This window comes from Rhodococcus koreensis, assembly GCF_017068375.1.
In the GTDB taxonomy this organism is placed as follows: Bacteria; Actinomycetota; Actinomycetes; order Mycobacteriales; family Mycobacteriaceae; genus Rhodococcus_F; species Rhodococcus_F koreensis.
Map to the genome: position 1 here is coordinate 1,028,642 of NZ_CP070609.1, position 16,787 is coordinate 1,045,428.

Below are 16,787 nucleotides of genomic sequence, written 5' to 3' on the forward strand. Positions count from 1 at the left end.
CCTCTCTTGTCGCGTATCGGTTTTCGATCAGCTGTGGAGCAGAAAATGTTCCAGCACGCGTGTACCGAACAGTAGTGCGTCCACGGGTACCCGTTCGTCGACGCCGTGGAACAGCGCACCGAAATCCAGGTCCGCAGGCAACTGCAGCGGTGCGAATCCGAAGCACCGGATGCCGAGCTTCGCGAACGCCTTGGCGTCGGTTCCGCCCGACAGCATGTACGGCACGGTGCGGGCGCCGGGGTCGTGGGCAAGGATGGCGTCGTTCATGGCGTCGACCAGATGCCCGTCGAACGTGGTCTCGTAGGAGTCGAGCTTCGTGATCCATTCGCGCTGGACGTCCGGTCCGATGAGTTCGTCGATCGTCGCCTCGAACTCGGCCTGCCTGCCGGGCAGGATCCGGCAGTCGACGACGGCCTCCGCGGTCTGCGGGATGACGTTGGCCTTGTAGCCGGCGGACAGCATGGTCGGGTTCGCGGTGTCACGGAGCGTGGCACCGAGGATGTTGGCGATGGAGCCGAGTTTCGCGAGGGTGCCGTCGAGGTCGGGCGACGTCGGGTCGAAGTCGAGTCCGGTCTCCTCGCCTGCCGCTTCGAGAAATTCGGCCACAGAATCGGAGATGACCAGCGGGAACGTGTGTGCCCCCAGCCGGGCGACCGCCTGCGCCAGGATGGTGACGGCGTTGTCGCCGTGCAGGAACGAACCGTGTCCGGCCCGGCCCTTCGCGGTCAGCCGCATCCATCCGAGACCCTTCTCCGCCGTCTCGACGAGATAGAGCCTGCGGTCCGTGCCGTCCGGGCGGGCAACGGTCAGGGAGAAGCCGCCGACCTCGCCGACGGCCTCCGTAACCCCCTCGAACAGATCGGGACGATTCTCGACCAGCCACTGGCAGCCGTACTTGCCACCGGCCTCCTCGTCGGCGACGAACGCGAACACGAGGTCGCGGGGCGGAACGATGCCCTCCGCCTTGAACTGGCGGGCGACCGCCAGGATCATCCCGACCATGTCCTTCATGTCGACGGCGCCGCGACCCCACACGTACCCGTCCTCGACGGCTCCGGAGAACGGGTGGACGCGCCAATCGGCCGGTTCGGCGGGTACGACGTCGAGGTGACCGTGCAGCAACAGCGCGCCGCGGTCGGGGTCCGAACCCTTCAGCCGCGCGAACACGTTGCCGCGACCCGGTGCGCCCGACTCCACGTATTCGGTCTCATAGCCCACTTCCTGCAGCTGGGACGCCACCCACTCCGCACACTCGCGCTCGCCCTTCGTCGTCGCGAGCTCTCCGGTGTTGGACGTGTCGAAGCGGATCAGTGAACTGACGAGATCCACGACTTCGGCTTCGGCGCGACCCTGGCCTGGGGTTTCCTGTGTAGTTGGCACTCCACTTTCCTACCATCGGGCAGGCGGAAACGCTCAGGTGAGAGGGGCGATTTGGGCCGTGGCGGTTCATCGGTTAATCTTTTGCAGCACCCAGGAAATGGGGGCAGGCAAGTCCGAGTGGCGGAATGGCAGACGCGCTAGCTTGAGGTGCTAGTGTCCTATTAACGGACGTGGGGGTTCAAGTCCCCCCTCGGACACTCTGAGTTGAGACAGACGAAAAGGCCCCGGTTCACTGAACCGGGGCTTTCTTCGTGAGAGGGCGAAGTTCGATGGGTGAAACAACGACGACGATCGATCCGGCGGATCTCGAGATCTGCCTGAAAGTTCTCGATCTGGCGGCAGACCTCGACGACGCGGATCCCGATTCCGTCACGGTCCAGCGTGCTGTCGGTCACCTTTTCAAGAAGTTGAAGAAGCGCAGGCGGATCGCGGCCCGCGACGCCGTCTCCGAGGCCGACCGTAAGATCGTCGCCGCCACCGCGACGGGTTCCCCCGACCGGATCGACGACGAGACCGCGGGCATCCTGCTGACGTCGAACGCCGACGGCGCGTCCGCGGGCACCCTGATCCGGCCCCGCCCGTGCTACATCTGCAAGCAGCGCTACACCCGGGTCGATGCGTTCTACCACCAGTTGTGCCCCGAGTGCGCGACGAAGAGCCGCGCCAAGAGGGACGCGCGCGCCGACCTCACCGGACGCCGGGCGCTGCTGACCGGTGGTCGCGCCAAGATCGGCATGTACATCGCGCTGCGGTTGCTCCGCGACGGCGCCCACACCACCATCACGACCCGTTTCCCCAACGACGCCATCCGCCGCTTCAAGGCGATGGAGGACAGCAGCGAGTGGATCCACCGGCTGCGGGTGGTCGGTATCGATCTGCGTGACCCGGCGCAGGTCGTCGCGCTCGCCGACTCCGTCGCCGCGCAGGGCCCGCTGGACATCCTGATCAACAATGCCGCGCAGACGGTGCGACGCTCGCCCGGCGCCTACAGCGCGCTGGCGGACGCCGAATCCGGTGCGCTTCCCTCCGGCGACCTTCCCGACGTCCTGACGTTCGGCAAGACGAGCGACGCCCACCCGGCGGCGCTCGCCGGGTCGCTGTCCGACGTGTCCGTGATGGCGGGCGCCGCGCTGTCCCCCGACGCGGTGAGTTCGCTCGCGCTGGTCGCGAAGTCGGCGTCTCCCGATCGGATCGATCAGGGTCTCGCGATCGACGCCGGCGGTCTGCTGCCCGATCTGGCGCACTCGAACAGCTGGGTCCAGACGGTCGAGGAAGTCGACCCGATCGAGCTGCTCGAGGTGCAGTTGTGCAACTCGGTCGCCCCGTTCATCCTCGTGTCCCGGCTGCGGCCCGCGATGGCGGCGGCAGGTGCGCGCCGCAAGTACGTGGTGAACGTCTCCGCGATGGAAGGCCAGTTCAGCCGCGCGTACAAGGGTCCCGGGCATCCGCACACCAACATGGCGAAGGCCGCGCTGAACATGCTCACCCGCACCAGCGCGAAGGAGATGCTCGAGGACGGCATCCTCATGACCGCGGTGGACACCGGGTGGATCACCGACGAGCGACCGCACTACACCAAGATGCGCCTGGCAGACGAGGGTTTCCACGCCCCCCTCGACCTCGTCGACGGCGCCGCCCGCGTCTACGACCCCATCGTCCAGGGCGAGCAGGGCGTCGATCTGCACGGCTGCTTCCTGAAGGACTACGAGCCCTCACCCTGGTGATCGAGCACCACACAAACCCCCGTTTCGAGAGCATCGACACAGCCGGAGCACTGTCCGGCGTGGGGATAATGGACGTGGTACCGATCCCTGAATATGGAGGCGCTTCATGGCGATAGCCGTTGTCCACCGAGACAGCCCGGAAGGCCGGGCGGCCATCGTCCACGCCGCCCGCGAGGCTGTGCAACGACGGGAACAGCTACTCGTCCTCCACGTCCTCGACGACGACCCCGGACAGGATGCGGAGTCCGACCGGTCCGCTCTGCGCGCCGAGATCCAGGCGACGCTCGAGAGCGGCGGGGTCGGCGAGTCGTCGTGGGAACTGCGCACCAGCGAACACGACGGCGATCAGGTGAGCGCACTGCGCACGCTGGTCGACAGCAGCGGCGCGGACCTGCTCGTCGTGGGCACCCGGCGCATGTCCCCGGTCGGCAAGTTCCTCCTGGAACGATGGCTGCAACGCCTCCTGCTCGAGGTCGATATTCCGATCCTGGTGGTCAAGGAAGAGGCGCGCGGCCCCGCCTGATTTCGTTCCGAGCCCGTTCCCCCGTGGACCCGGCAGCCCGCGCCTACGATGGCGTAGGGGGACGCTTCGGAGGTCAGGGGTGCATCGATGGGGAGCGTGGTCTTCTACGAAGTCGTCGCCGACGCGACGGTCGTCGCACACCTGATCTTCATCCTCTACGTCGTGTGCGGTGGTTTTCTCGCCTGGCGGTGGCCGCGGACCATCGCCCTCCACCTGGCGGCGGTTGCCTGGGGGTTCACCGGCCTGATCGTCGGCATCGACTGCCCGCTGACGCATCTGGAGAGTTGGGCCCGCGTCCGCGCCGGGCAGGACCCGCTCCCCTCGTCCGGGTTCATCGCCCACTACCTCACCGGCGTGGTCTACCCGGAATCCGCCGCGGGAGCGATCCAAACCCTCGTGGCGCTGGGCGTCGTCACGTCGTGGGCCGGTTATGTCGTCCTGCGGGTCCGCACCCGTGCACCCCTCACACCGACCCGCCCCGGCGGCGCCGGACTCTGACCTCACCCTTCCCTACCGACGAGTAGGGTCGTGTCATGACAGACAGCACACGTGAATTGGATCTCGTCGTGTACGGGGCCACCGGCTTCGTCGGCAAACTCCTCGCCGACTATCTCGCACAGCACGCCCCGGACGGTGTCCGGATCGCGCTCGCGGGGCGGACGGCCGCCAAACTGGAAGCGGTGCGGTCCGCGCTCGGTCCGCGCGCGGCGGACTGGCCCCTCATCGTCGCGAATTCCGACGACGCCGCGTCGCTCGCCGCCCTGGCGGGACGCACCCGCGTGGTCGCGACGACGGTCGGCCCCTACGCCAAATACGGACACGCACTCGCGGCGGCCTGCGCCGAGGCGGGCACCGACTACGTCGACCTCACCGGAGAGGTGCTGTTCGCCCGCGAGAGCATCGACGCCAACCACGAACGGGCCCGCGAGACCGGCGCCCGGATCGTCCATTCCTGCGGTTTCGACTCCATTCCGTCCGACCTCGGGGTGCACGTCCTGCACGCGAAGGTCCGTGAGGACGGCGCGGGTGAACTCACCGACACCACCCTGGTGGTCACGTCGCTGCGCGGCGGCGTCAGCGGCGGCACGATCGATTCGCTCCGCACCCAGGTGGACGTGTCCAAGAAGGACGCGGCGTCGCGCCGTCTCGCGGCCTCGCCGTACTCGCTGAGCCCCGACCGGTCGAAGGAACCGGATCTCGGCAAGCAGTCCGACATGGGTGTGGTCGACGGCAAGACCATCGCGCCCGGGGTCAAGGGCTGGAAGGCGCCGTTCTTCATGGGCCCCTACAACACGCGGGTCGTGCGGCGCAGCAACGCGCTCCGCGATTGGGCGTACGGCCGGGAATTCAAGTACCGCGAGGTCATGAGTGTCGGCAGTTCCCCGATCACGCCGGTGATCGCGGGTGCGGTGACGGTCGGCCTCGGCGCGTTGATCGCCGGCATGGCCCTCCCTCCCACCCGGTACGTCCTCGACCGCGTTCTGCCCTCACCGGGCGACGGTCCCAGCGAGGAGGCGCAACGCAACGGCCACTTCACCGTCGACCTGTACACGACCACCACCACGGGCGCGCACTACACGTCGCGGGTGAAGGCGAAGGGCGACCCCGGCTACCGCGCCACCGCGGTGATGCTCGGCGAATCCGCGTTGAGTCTCGCCCTCGGCGGCGACGCGCTCCCGGACGCGGCAGGTGTCCTCACTCCGGCGACGGCACTCGGCGACGTGCTGGTCGCACGGCTGCGCGACGCGGGCATGGAGATCTCCGCGCGAAAGCTGTGAACGGGTGGGCGCGTGTGAAGATGACACGCGCCCACCCCTCCCGCTAATGTCGATCCTTGTGCGCGGATGGCTGTGCACACGACGCGAGACACGGGAGTTCGAGTGAACGGCACGAGCGCGCAGGCAGGCCCCGCGGCCTCGCTCGCCCTCATGCCCTTCTGGCCCTCCCGCCGAGGCCATGCCTTCGACCAGGGATGTTGCTGACCAGCCTGCTCGCTGGTCTTTGCTGCCCTGACGGTTCGCTCTCTCGGTCGGAGTCTCGATGTTCAAGCTCTTGATTTTCACGCTGGTCGGCGTGGGTGCCCAGCTGGTCGACGGCGCCCTCGGCATGGCGTTCGGCGTGACTGCGACCACCCTGCTCGTGTTCAGCGGCGTCGGGCCCGCCCACGCCAGCGCGGCGGTGCACTTCGCCGAGGTCGGCACGACGCTCGCCTCCGGGGCGTCGCACTGGCGGTTCCGCAACATCGACTGGCCCCTCGTGCTCCGCCTGGGCGTCCCCGGCGCCATCGGCGCGTTCCTCGGCGCGACGGTGCTGTCGCAGTTGTCGACGGCCGCCGCCGTCCCCGTGACGTCTACGATCCTGCTCGCGATCGGCGTGTACGTCCTCCTCCGCTTCTCGATCCGTCCTCCCGCCGTCAACGACGCGCGGACGTCGCCGCACACGGCGAAGTTCCTCTCACCGCTCGGACTGTTCGGTGGATTCATCGACGCGAGCGGTGGCGGCGGCTGGGGGCCGATCACCACCAGCACGCTGCTCTCGCGAGGCAAGACCGCGCCGCGCACGGTCATCGGCTCGGTCAGCGCGTCGGAGTTCCTGGTGTCCGCCGCGGCCAGCATCGGATTCATCTTCGGGCTCGGCAGCGACTTCTTCGACAACATCCCCATCATCGCGGGTCTGGCGCTCGGCGGAATCATCGCCGCACCGGTCGCCGCGTGGCTCGTCAGCCGGGTGCCTGCGACCCTTCTGGGCACCGGTGTCGGCGGCATCATCATCATCACCAACGCGCAGAAGCTGTTCAAGACGTTCGACGTGACCGGCGTCCCCGCCGCCCTCGGCTACATCGCCCTCGTGGCGGGGTGGGCCGGACTGCTCGTGGTTGCGTGGCGCCGCTCGCGTCTCAGCGCCGCGGAGGCCGCGGGCGATCTGCACCGGATCGACACCGAGATCGACACGCTCGGTGAGCCGGAAGCGCAGTCCCTGGAGCCGTCCACCGGCGACAAGGCCTGAGCTCACCTCACACCTCCGCCCGGATCGAGAAGCCGCCGGACATCTGCCACACCGCATCCTTACCAGCGGGTAACATTGGTCGCGGTTCATGGCACCCGTCCGGTGCTCCGATAGCGGAACAGTGAGGCTTTTCATGACTGAGCGTGTTGAGGTCGGCGGTCTGCAGGTCGCGAAGGTGCTCTACGACTTCGTGAACGAGGAGGCGTTGCCGGGGACCGGGATCGACGTCGACGGGTTCTGGTCGGGTGCGGTGAAGGTGATCGAGGACCTGGCACCGAAGAACCGGGCCCTGCTCGCCACCCGCGACGATCTGCAGGCGCGGATCGACCGGTGGCACCGCGACCACACCGGCACCCCCGACCCGGCCGAGTACCAGCAGTTCCTGACCTCGATCGGCTACCTGGTGCCGGCGCCGGCCCCGTTCGCGGTGTCCACGGCGAACGTGGACGCCGAGATCACCTCGACCGCCGGCCCGCAGCTGGTGGTCCCGGTCCTCAACGCCCGCTTCGCCCTGAACGCCTCCAACGCCCGCTGGGGGTCGCTGTACGACGCCCTGTACGGCACCAACGCCATCCCCGAGGACGGCGGCGCCGAGCCGGGCGACTCCTACAACACGGTCCGCGGCGACCGGGTCATCGCCTGGGCCCGCACGTTCCTCGACACCGCCGCCCCCCTCACCGAGGGCTCGCACGCCGACACCGTCCGCTACACCGTCGACGGGGACACCCTGCGGGTGGAGTTGGCGGACGGCACGATCACCGGGCTGGCCGAACCGGGCAAGTTCGTCGGCTACCTCGGCGACCCGGCCACCCCGTCGTCGATCCTGCTGCGCAACCACGGCCTGCACGCCGAAATCCAGATCGACCCCACCTCCCCGATCGGGTCCACCGACGCCGCCGGGATCAAGGACGTGGTGCTCGAGTCCGCGGTCACCACCATCATGGACTTCGAGGACTCCGTCGCCGCCGTCGACGCCGACGACAAGGTCATCGGCTACCGCAACTGGCTCGGCCTCAACCGCGGTGATCTGACCGAGGAGATGACCAAGGGCGGGAAGTCGTTCACCCGCCGGCTGAACCCGGACCGCACCTACACCGCCCCCGACGGCACGCACCTCACCCTGCACGGGCGGTCGCTGCTGTTCGTCCGCAACGTCGGGCACCTGATGACCACCCCGGCGATCCTGCACCCGGACGGCACCGAAATCCCCGAGGGCATCCTCGACGCCCTGCTCACCTCCCTCTGCGCCGTCCACGGGCTGTCCCGCTCGGAGGCGTCGGGGCCGCTGGTCAACTCCCGCACCGGGTCGATCTACATCGTCAAACCCAAACAGCACGGCCCCGACGAGGTCGCGTTCACCACCGACCTGTTCGGCCGCGTCGAACAGGTCCTGAACCTGCCCGCCAACACGTTGAAGGTGGGGATCATGGACGAGGAGCGGCGCACCACCGTCAACCTCGCCGCCTGCATCCACGAGGCCCGCGAGCGGGTGGTGTTCATCAACACCGGGTTCCTCGACCGCACCGGCGACGAGATCCACACCTCGATGGAGGCCGGGCCGATGATCCGCAAGGCCGAGATGAAGCAGCAGACCTGGATCACCGCCTACGAGGACTGGAACGTCGACACCGGTTTGGCCGCCGGCCTGCAGGGCAAGGCGCAGATCGGCAAGGGCATGTGGGCGATGACCGAACTGATGGCCGAGATGCTCGAGCAGAAGATCGGCCACCCGAAGGCCGGCGCGAACACCGCGTGGGTGCCGTCGCCGACCGGGGCCACCCTGCACGCCACCCACTACCACCAGGTCGACGTGTTCGCCGTCCAGGACCGGTTGAAGGGGGCCCCGCGGGCCACCCTCGAGCAGATCCTCACCATCCCCCTGGCCCCGGACACCGACTGGACCGCGGAGCAGAAGCAGCAGGAACTCGACAACAACTGCCAGTCCATCCTCGGCTACGTGGTCCGGTGGATCGACGCCGGCGTCGGCTGCTCCAAGGTCCCCGACATCCACGACGTCGCCCTGATGGAGGACCGCGCCACCCTCCGCATCTCCAGCCAACTGCTGGCGAACTGGATCCGGCACGGCGTCGTCACCGCCGACCAGGTCGTGGCCTCGCTGCAACGGATGGCGCCGGTGGTGGACCGGCAGAACCAGGACGACCCCACCTACCGGCCGCTGGCCCCGGACTTCGACACCAACATCGCGTTCCAGGCCGCCAAGGAACTCATCCTCGACGGCACCGCGCAGCCGTCGGGCTACACCGAACCGATCCTGCACCGCCGCCGCCGCGAATACAAAGCCGCCAACGCCTGACCCCCACGTGAGCGGCAAAGCGTCCCCCCACACACTTCGCCGCTCACGTATCGGGGGTTGACACCGCGCATCACTACACTGCGAGGGTCAACGTCGAACTCGTCGAACAGGGGCTGGAAAGCACGTGGGGCAGCATCGCGGCGAATCGCGCGCCAGGGGTATCAGCAAGGGGCCTTTGATCGTGCTCGGTCTCGTCGTCGTGCTCGTGCTCGGCGTGCTGGGCTGGTTCCAACTGCGTGACCGGATCAACGATCAGGGAGTGGCGGCCGCCGGCGCCTGCGTCGAAGGCGAATCGGTGCTCGCGGTCGCGGCGGATCCCGACATCGCACCCCAGCTGCAGACTCTCGCCGAGCGCTACACCGAGACGGCCCCGGTGATACGCGACCAGTGCGTGTCGGTGACGGTCACTGCCGTCGCGTCCGACACCGTGCGCGACGCCCTGTCCGCGGGCCCCGACGGCCCGTGGGACGCAGCGACATTCGGCCCCCGCCCCGCGCTGTGGATTCCGTCCAGCTCGCATTCCGTCAAGCAGGTGTCGGCGACCGGGGTCATCAGCGGTGAGGCACGTCCGCTGGCGACCAGCCCGATGGTCCTCGCCGTCCGGACCGCGTTCGCGAACGCGCCGGGCACGGCGGCGCTCGACTGGAAGGAGTTGCCGTCCCTGCAGACGGGCCGCGATTCCCTCGCGACTCTCGGTCTGCCGGGCTGGGGCAGCCTGGGCTTGGCGCTTCCCGTCGGTCCGGGCGCCGAGAGTACAGAGATGGCCGTCGAAGCGGTCGCTGCCGCCGTCACCGGAAGCAGCACCGGCCCGGTGACGGAAGAGCAGGCGCGTTCCGTTCCCGTCACGTCGGCACTCACCGATCTGGCGCTCGGCTACGAGGCGTCGACGGGGACGAAACCCGCGACGACGCGGGAGGCGCTCACCGCGCTGGCTGCGCAGGGAGACCCCGCTTCCTCCGCCATCCATGCGGTCGCGACCACCGAACAGCAGGTCTATCAGGCCCTGCGCGACGCACCCGGAGCAGACATCACCGCGACGATGCCGAAAGGCCCGACACCCGTGGCAGATCACCCGGCGGCCGTCCTCGCGGGCCCGTCCGTCGACGAGACGCAGAGCCGCGCCGCCGCGCAGTTCGCGGAATTCGTCCGTCGACCCGAACAGGCGCAGGTCCTGGCCGACGCGGGTTTCCGGGTCGAGGGGCTCGCCCGCCCCGACGACACCACGCTGGCCTTCCCCGGTTTCGAATCCACCCTGGTTCCTGCGGACGCCGCCGCTGCGGCCGAGTTGATGCAGGTGATCCGGAATCCGATCTCGCCGCGCACGTCCACCATCCTGCTCGACGTCTCCAGTTCGATGGGCGAACGCGAGGGGACGGCGACGCGACTGGCGAACACGACGACGGCGCTGGCCGGCCAGGTGGATCGTTCTCCGGACTCGTCGAGCCTCGGGTTGTGGGAGTACAGCACCACCCTCGACGGGTCCCGGCCGTACACGACCGTGGTCGCCACCGGTCCGCTGTCTGCGGGCGGATTCACCGAGGGCACCCGCAGGCAGGCCCTCGACGCCCGGCTCGCCAAGGCGATACCCGCCACCGGATCCTCGACCTACACGTCGCTCGAGGCCGCGTACAAGAGTGCGGTCGACGGATACACGCCGGGCCGCACCAATTCGGTGCTGCTCGTCACCGACGGTGCCAACGACGACTCCGTCGCGCGCGCGGATCTGTTGTCCGCCATCGCCGCAGCCTCGAGCACGTCGAAGCCGGTCCGCATCGACGTGGTGACGATCGGCGAGAATCCGGACCTCAACACGTTGCAGGCACTCGCCGATCGCACCGGCGGGTCCCTGGAGAAGGTCACGTCTTCGGACGGAGCGGCGTTGCCGACCGCGATCAGCAAGCTGCTGTCGTGACGAGACTCCTGGTCTTCGCGGTCTTCCTCGCGCTCGTCACCTGGTGGCTTCATCGGCGGCTGGTCCGGGCCACCGGTGTGGGGCGCCCCTGGTCGGTGGTCGTCGACGTGACCCTCGTCGCCTTGTGGGTTCTCGCCGTGATCGGCGTGGGCAGCGGCGAAGCCTTCGACCCGGGGTGGGCGCGTCCACCGGGCTGGGTGGGCTGGGTGTGGCTCGGTGCGATGTTCTATCTGGTGCTCGGACTTCTCCTGGTCGCCCTGGTGTCGCTGCTCACGCGGCTGTTCGCTCGCCTGCGCGGCAGCGGGCGCGACGAACAGGTCGATCTGTCGCGTCGACGTGGTCTGCGCATCGCCACCGCGGTCGTGGTGGTGGGTGCCGTCGGCGCTGCCGGCTACGGGGTGCGGGAGGCCGCTCGTCCACGGATCGTGCGGGTCCGGGTTCCGCTGCAGCGCCTCCCCGCCGAGTTCGAGGGTGTGCGCGTGGCGCTCGTCTCCGACCTGCACGTCGGCCCGGCGCGAGGGGTCGATTTCACGCGCCGTGTGGTCGATCTGGTGAACGCGGAGCGGCCGGATCTCGTCGCGATCGCGGGCGACCTGGTCGACGGGACCGTCGCGAAGGTTGCGCCCGACCTACAGCCGCTCGGCGACCTCGACGCCCCGCTCGGGGTGTTCGGAGTCAGCGGCAACCACGAGTTCTACGCCGACGACGGTGGCCGGTGGCTCGATGTGTGGGACCGACTGGGCATCCGGACGCTGCGCAACGAGCACGCGACCATCACGCGGGGCGGCGCCGCCATCGACATCGCGGGCATCCACGACTATTCGTCGCCGGCGCCGTACGAACCGGACCTTCCCGCCGCGCTCGCGGGACGCGATCCGTCGACGTTCGTCGTGCTCCTCGCGCACGAACCGCGGCAGGCCCTGGAAGCGTCGGATCTCGGTGTGGACCTGCAACTGTCGGGGCACACGCACGGCGGCCAGATGTGGCCGCTGAATTATCTGGTGCCGTTGCAGCAGCCGTCGGTGGCGGGACTCGACCGCATCGGGAACACCGTCCTGTACACGACCCGCGGCGTCGGCGCGTGGGGCCCGCCCGTGCGGGTGGGCGCCCCACCGGAGATCACGATCCTCGAACTGGTGCGCGCGGACTGACTGCGGAGGGCCCGCCCCGTCGAAGCGGGACGGGCCGCCCGTGTCAGTCGCCTTCGAACGCGGAGATCGGCGGGCAGGAGCACACGAGGTTGCGGTCGCCGTGCGCGCCGTCGATGCGCCGCACCGCAGGCCACACCTTCGGCCGGGCCTTGCCGCGGGGGAACACCGCCGTCTCACGGGTGTAGGGGTGGTTCCACTCCGCCGCCAGGCAGCCTGCCGTGTGCGGGGCACCGCGCAGCGGGTTGTCGTCCACCGTCCACTCCCCCGAGCCCACGCGGTCGATCTCGGCGCGGATCGCGATCATCGCCTCGCAGAAGGCGTCGATCTCTTCGAGGTTCTCGCTCTCGGTGGGCTCCACCATCAGCGTGCCCGCCACCGGGAAGCTCATCGTCGGGGCGTGGAAACCGTAGTCGGCGAGGCGCTTTGCGACGTCGTCCACGGTCACACCGGTGTCCTTGGTGATCGGCCGGAGGTCGAGGATGCACTCGTGGGCCACCATTCCGCCCTCGCCGGTGTAGAGGACGGGGAAGTACTCGTCCAGGCGGCGCGCGATGTAGTTGGCCGACGCGATGGCGGTCAGGCTGGCGCGGCGCAGTCCGACGGCGCCCATCATCCGGATGTACGCCCACGTGATGGGCAGGATCGACGCGCTGCCGTAGGGGGCCGCGGAGATCGGGCCCGCGGTGCCGAGTTCCGGCGCGAGCGGATGTCCGGGCAGGAACGGTGTGAGGTGCGACCGCACACCGATCGGACCGACACCGGGGCCGCCGCCGCCGTGCGGGATGCAGAACGTCTTGTGCAGGTTGAGGTGGCTGACGTCGCCGCCGAACCGGCCGGGCCGGGCCAGACCGACCAGGGCGTTGAGGTTGGCGCCGTCGACGTACACCTGGCCGCCTGCGTCGTGGACGGCGGCGCAGATGTCGGCGATCTCGTGCTCGTACACCCCGTGGGTGGACGGGTAGGTGATCATGATCGCCGCGAGGCGCTCGGCGTGGTCGGCGATCTTCGCCCGCAGGTCGTCGAGGTCTACGTCACCGTTCGGGCGGCACGCGACGACCTCGACGCGCATCCCGGCCATGACCGCCGATGCGGCGTTGGTGCCGTGGGCACTCGACGGGATGAGGCAGGTGTCACGGTGATCGTCGCCGCGGCCGAGGTGGTAGTTGCGGATCGCGAGCAGCCCGGCGTACTCGCCCTGGCTGCCGGCATTCGGCTGCAGGCTGACGGCGTCGTAGCCGGTGACGGCGACGAGCCAGTTCTCGAGGTCCTTGATGATGCGGAGAATGCCCGGGGTGTCTCCGGTGGGCGCGAACGGGTGCAGTCCGGCGAACGCGGGCCAGGTGATCGCTTCCATCTCGGCGGTGGCATTGAGCTTCATCGTGCAGGAGCCGAGCGGGATCATGCTGCGGTCGAGTGCGATGTCCTTGTCGGACAACGCACGCAGGTAGCGCAGCATCGCGGTCTCGGTGCGGTATCGGGTGAACGCCTCGTGCTGCAGGTAGTCGGATCCGCGGAGCTGCGCGTCCGGGACGGACGTGCCCGCCTCGGGGGCCACGGCGCCGTCGCCGCCGAACGCCGCCAGCACGTGGGCGATGTCGTCGTCTGTGGTGGCCTCGTCGCAGGCGACGGCGACATGATCGGCGCCGACGAGCCGCAGGTTGATGCCGGCGTCCTTCGCCTTCGCCACCACGTCCGCCGCCCGGCCGTCGACGCGCACGAGGATCGTGTCGAAGAAGTGCTCGTGCACGACGACGGCCCCGGTCCTGCGGAGTGCGGCGGCCAGGGAGTGTGCCGTGTTCGCCACGCGCAGGGCGATCGCCTTCAGGCCCTCGGCGCCGTGGTAGCTGGCATACATGGCCGCGAGAATCGCGAGGAGCACCTGCGCGGTGCAGATGTTCGAGGTCGCCTTCTCACGGCGAATGTGCTGCTCGCGGGTCTGCAGCGCCAGCCGGTACGCCTTGTCGCCGTCGGCGTCGACGGACACGCCCACCAGGCGGCCGGGAAGCTGGCGTGCGTGCTTGGTGTGCACGGCCAGGTAGCCGGCGTGCGGGCCACCGAAGCCCATGGGGACACCGAACCGCTGGGTGGTGCCGAAGCAGGCGTCGGCCCCGATCTCGCCGGGCGGGGTGAGGAGAGTCAGCGCCAGCAGATCCGCCCCGACCGCGACCAGTGCGCCGCGCTCGTGGGCCGCGGCGATCACGTCGGTGTAGTCGGCGATGCGACCGGTCGCGCCGGGCATCTGCCCGAGGACGCCGAAGAAGTCGCCGTCCGGCAGGCCGGCGGACAGGTCGGCCACCACGATTTCGATGCCGAGCGGCTCGGCCCGGGTCTCGACGACGGCCAGCGTCTGCGGGAACAGGTCGGCGTCGACGACGAACCGCGGAGACTTGCTCTTGCTCGCCCGGCGCAGCAGGGTCATCGCCTCGGCGGCGGCGGTGGCCTCGTCGAGCATCGACGAGTTGGCGACCTCCATGCCGGTCAGGTCGGCGACCATCGTCTGGAAGTTGAGGAGGGCCTCGAGGCGGCCCTGGCTGATTTCGGGCTGGTACGGCGTGTAGGCCGTGTACCAGGCCGGGTTCTCGATGATGTTTCGAATCAGAACCGGCGGGGTGAGGGTGTCGTAGTAGCCGAGCCCGATCATCGACGTCGCCACGGTGTTCTGCGCGGCGAGTGCGGACAGTTCGGCGAGCGCCTCGTGCTCGGAGACCGGTGCGGGCAGGGCGTCGAGGCCGTCGGCGATGCCGCCCGTGACCCCGTCCAGGATGACGGCGGGAACGGCCTTCGACGCGAGATCGTCGAGCGAATCGGCTCCGACCAGTTCGAGAATGTGCGCGAGTTCCGCAGCGTTCGGGCCGACATGACGATCGGCGAATGTACGGCTTCCAGCGTCGATCACGACAACTCCCAAGCAGTTCGGAGGATCAGGACACGCCCCGCTCTGCGGAACGCCCCTCCCCCTCTGTCGCCTGCTCGGGTCGAGCGCCTGAGAGATTCGGTACCGTCGTTCGCGTGCGAACACGGCCCTTTCCCCGTGGGCGGGTGGGTGCTCCCACCGCTTTCCAGAGGCGTCGGAGCCCGCACGGTCCTGTTTGCCTGAGAGATTGACGGGGAGGTGTTGCTCCTTCGGCGCCCGAACTCCCGCACGCACGATGCTGCTGTGCATGCAGTGCCCGGAACTCTCCCGCACGGCGTCGACGCACCGCCAGTCTATGCCACGAGCACAGGCAGCGGCGCCACCAGCGCCGTGCTCTGGGGTTGCGGTCTAGCCGGTCTTGCGGTTCGCGCGGTTCTTGCGCCGCGACGCCAGCTCGTCCTCGGGGCTCTGCTCGCTCTCGCCGCCGTCGGCGCGCTCCGCCGGGAAATCGGCGATGGTGCCGGTCAGTTCGCGCATTGCACCACTGACCGCGATACCGAACACACCCTGCCCGCCCTGAAGCAGATCGACGACTTCCTCGGCCGACGTGCACTCGTAGACCGTGGTCCCGTCCGAGAAAAGTGTGATTTTGGCCAAGTCTCGCACCCCGCGCTTACGGAGGTGGTCGACGGCCACGCGAATGTTCTGCAAGGATATTCCGGTGTCGAGCAGGCGCTTGACGATCTTGAGGACGAGGATGTCTTTGAACGAGTACAGCCGTTGGCTGCCCGACCCGGCCGCGCCACGGATGGACGGCACCACGAGAGATGTGCGAGCCCAGTAATCGAGCTGACGGTAGGTGATTCCCGCGATCTGGCAGGCGATGGGGACGCGGTATCCGACGAGGTCGTCGGGCACGGAATCGTCCGGGAAGAGGCCCGGCTGGATCTCCTCGGAGCTGAACTCGGGCTCGGCAACGTTGTCGCCGGGCGCAAGATTCAGCGCATTCTCCTGCGGCCGATCTCCCACTGACTACTCCCTCTCGCATGTTGCACTGAACCCGACGATCAGTGCGCCTGTGACGCTCGTCGCCAGTGTCCACGGCAATCCGCAGCACATCGACCGGCGCAAGCGCCACCAGTGACATCGAGCTAGTCCGTACCCTGAACCTACTCAGCGTACGCCCGATACAATCTGCAGGGCAGAAAATCACTGCACCGAACGCTATGACTCCGAGGAGACCGGGTCAACGCAACGCGCCGGAAGAACCTCAACCATTACTGCGCCGGCGGCTATTCCGCTGGGGAAACCTAGCCGTCGGTGGCCTTGAAATCGTCCGGCGACACGGACTCGAGGAATTCCTTGAACTTCTCGACCTCGTCCTCACGCTCGTCGGGCATGACCAGACCGGCCTCCGTGAGAACCGATTCCTCGGCGAAGATCGGGACCCCGATGCGCAGTGCGATCGCGATGGAGTCGGACGGGCGGGCCGACACCCGGGTGTTCTGGTCGAACACCAGGTCGGCGTAGAACGTGCCCTCGCGGAGGTCGACGATGCGAACTTCCTTCAGGGTGCGACCGAACGCTTCGATCAGGTTCTTGATCAGGTCGTGGGTCAGCGGACGCGCCGGCTCGACACCCTGCTGCTCGAGTGCGATGGCCGTGGCCTCGGTCTGTCCGATCCAGATGGGCAGGTACCGTTCGCCGTCGGTTTCCCGCAGCAGCAGGACAGGTTGATTCTGGGGCTGCTCGACACGAACTCCGATCACGTGCATTTCGCTCATCGCGTCTGCCTCCACCCTGCAATGGTCCGTCCGCGGCACACAATGCCGTACCAGGATTCTATTCGATTCGTGTCTGCTCTTCGACCGTACAGCCGTTCGAGCGCAGCGTCGTTGGGAAGTTCCCGAGGTGGGACCGCCG

The 16,787-nt window shown here is 68.7% G+C and carries 12 protein-coding genes, 1 tRNA gene and 1 riboswitch; of the genes, 9 read left to right on the forward strand and 4 right to left on the reverse strand.

Going from position 1 to position 16,787, the window contains the following annotated elements:
* Positions 1-27 precede the first annotated feature (27 nt).
* Positions 28-1,380 (reverse strand): M20/M25/M40 family metallo-hydrolase, encoded by a 1,353-nt coding sequence (locus JWS14_RS04665; protein WP_095863666.1) that lies wholly within the window; start codon positions 1,378-1,380, stop codon positions 28-30.
* A gap of 111 nt (positions 1,381-1,491) precedes the next feature.
* Here JWS14_RS04665 and JWS14_RS04670 point away from each other — a divergent pair.
* The 9 genes from JWS14_RS04670 (at position 1,492) to JWS14_RS04710 (ending at position 12,010) form a co-directional block, all read left to right on the forward strand.
* Positions 1,492-1,577 (forward strand) — tRNA-Leu (locus JWS14_RS04670).
* A gap of 72 nt (positions 1,578-1,649) precedes the next feature.
* The gene (locus tag JWS14_RS04675) at positions 1,650-3,104 is read left to right on the forward strand and encodes an SDR family oxidoreductase (RefSeq protein WP_072941810.1); all 1,455 of its coding nucleotides are present in this window, start codon (positions 1,650-1,652) and stop codon (positions 3,102-3,104) included.
* Positions 3,105-3,210: 106 nt separating this feature from the next.
* Positions 3,211-3,627 carry a universal stress protein gene (locus tag JWS14_RS04680; RefSeq protein WP_072941812.1) on the forward strand — a complete coding sequence of 139 codons (417 nt, stop codon included), beginning with the start codon at positions 3,211-3,213 and terminating at the stop codon, positions 3,625-3,627.
* An 87-nt stretch (positions 3,628-3,714) separates the two neighbouring features.
* Entirely contained in the window at positions 3,715-4,125 is a 411-nt protein-coding gene (locus tag JWS14_RS04685; RefSeq protein ID WP_072941814.1) for a DUF2784 domain-containing protein, read from the forward strand.
* A 35-nt stretch (positions 4,126-4,160) separates the two neighbouring features.
* Positions 4,161-5,405 (forward strand): saccharopine dehydrogenase family protein, encoded by a 1,245-nt coding sequence (locus JWS14_RS04690; protein ID WP_095863664.1) that lies wholly within the window; start codon positions 4,161-4,163, stop codon positions 5,403-5,405.
* 262 nt (positions 5,406-5,667) lie between these two features.
* Positions 5,668-6,633 (forward strand): sulfite exporter TauE/SafE family protein, encoded by a 966-nt coding sequence (locus JWS14_RS04695; RefSeq protein ID WP_072941819.1) that lies wholly within the window; start codon positions 5,668-5,670, stop codon positions 6,631-6,633.
* Positions 6,634-6,766: 133 nt separating this feature from the next.
* Positions 6,767-8,947 (forward strand): malate synthase G, encoded by a 2,181-nt coding sequence (locus JWS14_RS04700; RefSeq protein WP_206012609.1) that lies wholly within the window; start codon positions 6,767-6,769, stop codon positions 8,945-8,947.
* 124 nt (positions 8,948-9,071) lie between these two features.
* On the forward strand, positions 9,072-10,859 hold the full coding sequence (locus tag JWS14_RS04705; RefSeq protein ID WP_206012610.1) for a substrate-binding domain-containing protein: 1,788 nt from the start codon (positions 9,072-9,074) through the stop codon (positions 10,857-10,859).
* Positions 10,856-12,010: a metallophosphoesterase gene (locus JWS14_RS04710; RefSeq protein ID WP_206012611.1), complete on the forward strand. Its 1,155-nt coding sequence runs from the start codon at positions 10,856-10,858 to the stop codon at positions 12,008-12,010. The genes JWS14_RS04705 and JWS14_RS04710 overlap by 4 nt, the downstream gene beginning before the upstream one ends.
* Positions 12,011-12,053: 43 nt before the next feature.
* Here the strand turns inward: JWS14_RS04710 and gcvP are convergent, their stop codons facing one another.
* From gcvP to JWS14_RS04725, 3 genes are all read right to left on the reverse strand, one after another.
* Positions 12,054-14,906, reverse strand: coding sequence for an aminomethyl-transferring glycine dehydrogenase (gene gcvP, locus JWS14_RS04715; RefSeq protein WP_206012612.1), 2,853 nt, complete (start codon positions 14,904-14,906; stop codon positions 12,054-12,056).
* Positions 14,907-15,080: 174 nt separating this feature from the next.
* Positions 15,081-15,204: riboswitch (glycine riboswitch) on the reverse strand.
* Positions 15,205-15,272: 68 nt separating this feature from the next.
* Complete coding sequence (locus JWS14_RS04720) at positions 15,273-15,893, reverse strand: MerR family transcriptional regulator (RefSeq protein WP_206012613.1); 621 nt, start codon at positions 15,891-15,893, stop codon at positions 15,273-15,275.
* 281 nt (positions 15,894-16,174) lie between these two features.
* On the reverse strand, positions 16,175-16,648 hold the full coding sequence (locus JWS14_RS04725) for a bifunctional nuclease family protein (protein ID WP_072941833.1): 474 nt from the start codon (positions 16,646-16,648) through the stop codon (positions 16,175-16,177).
* Between the last annotated feature and the right edge of the window lie 139 nt (positions 16,649-16,787).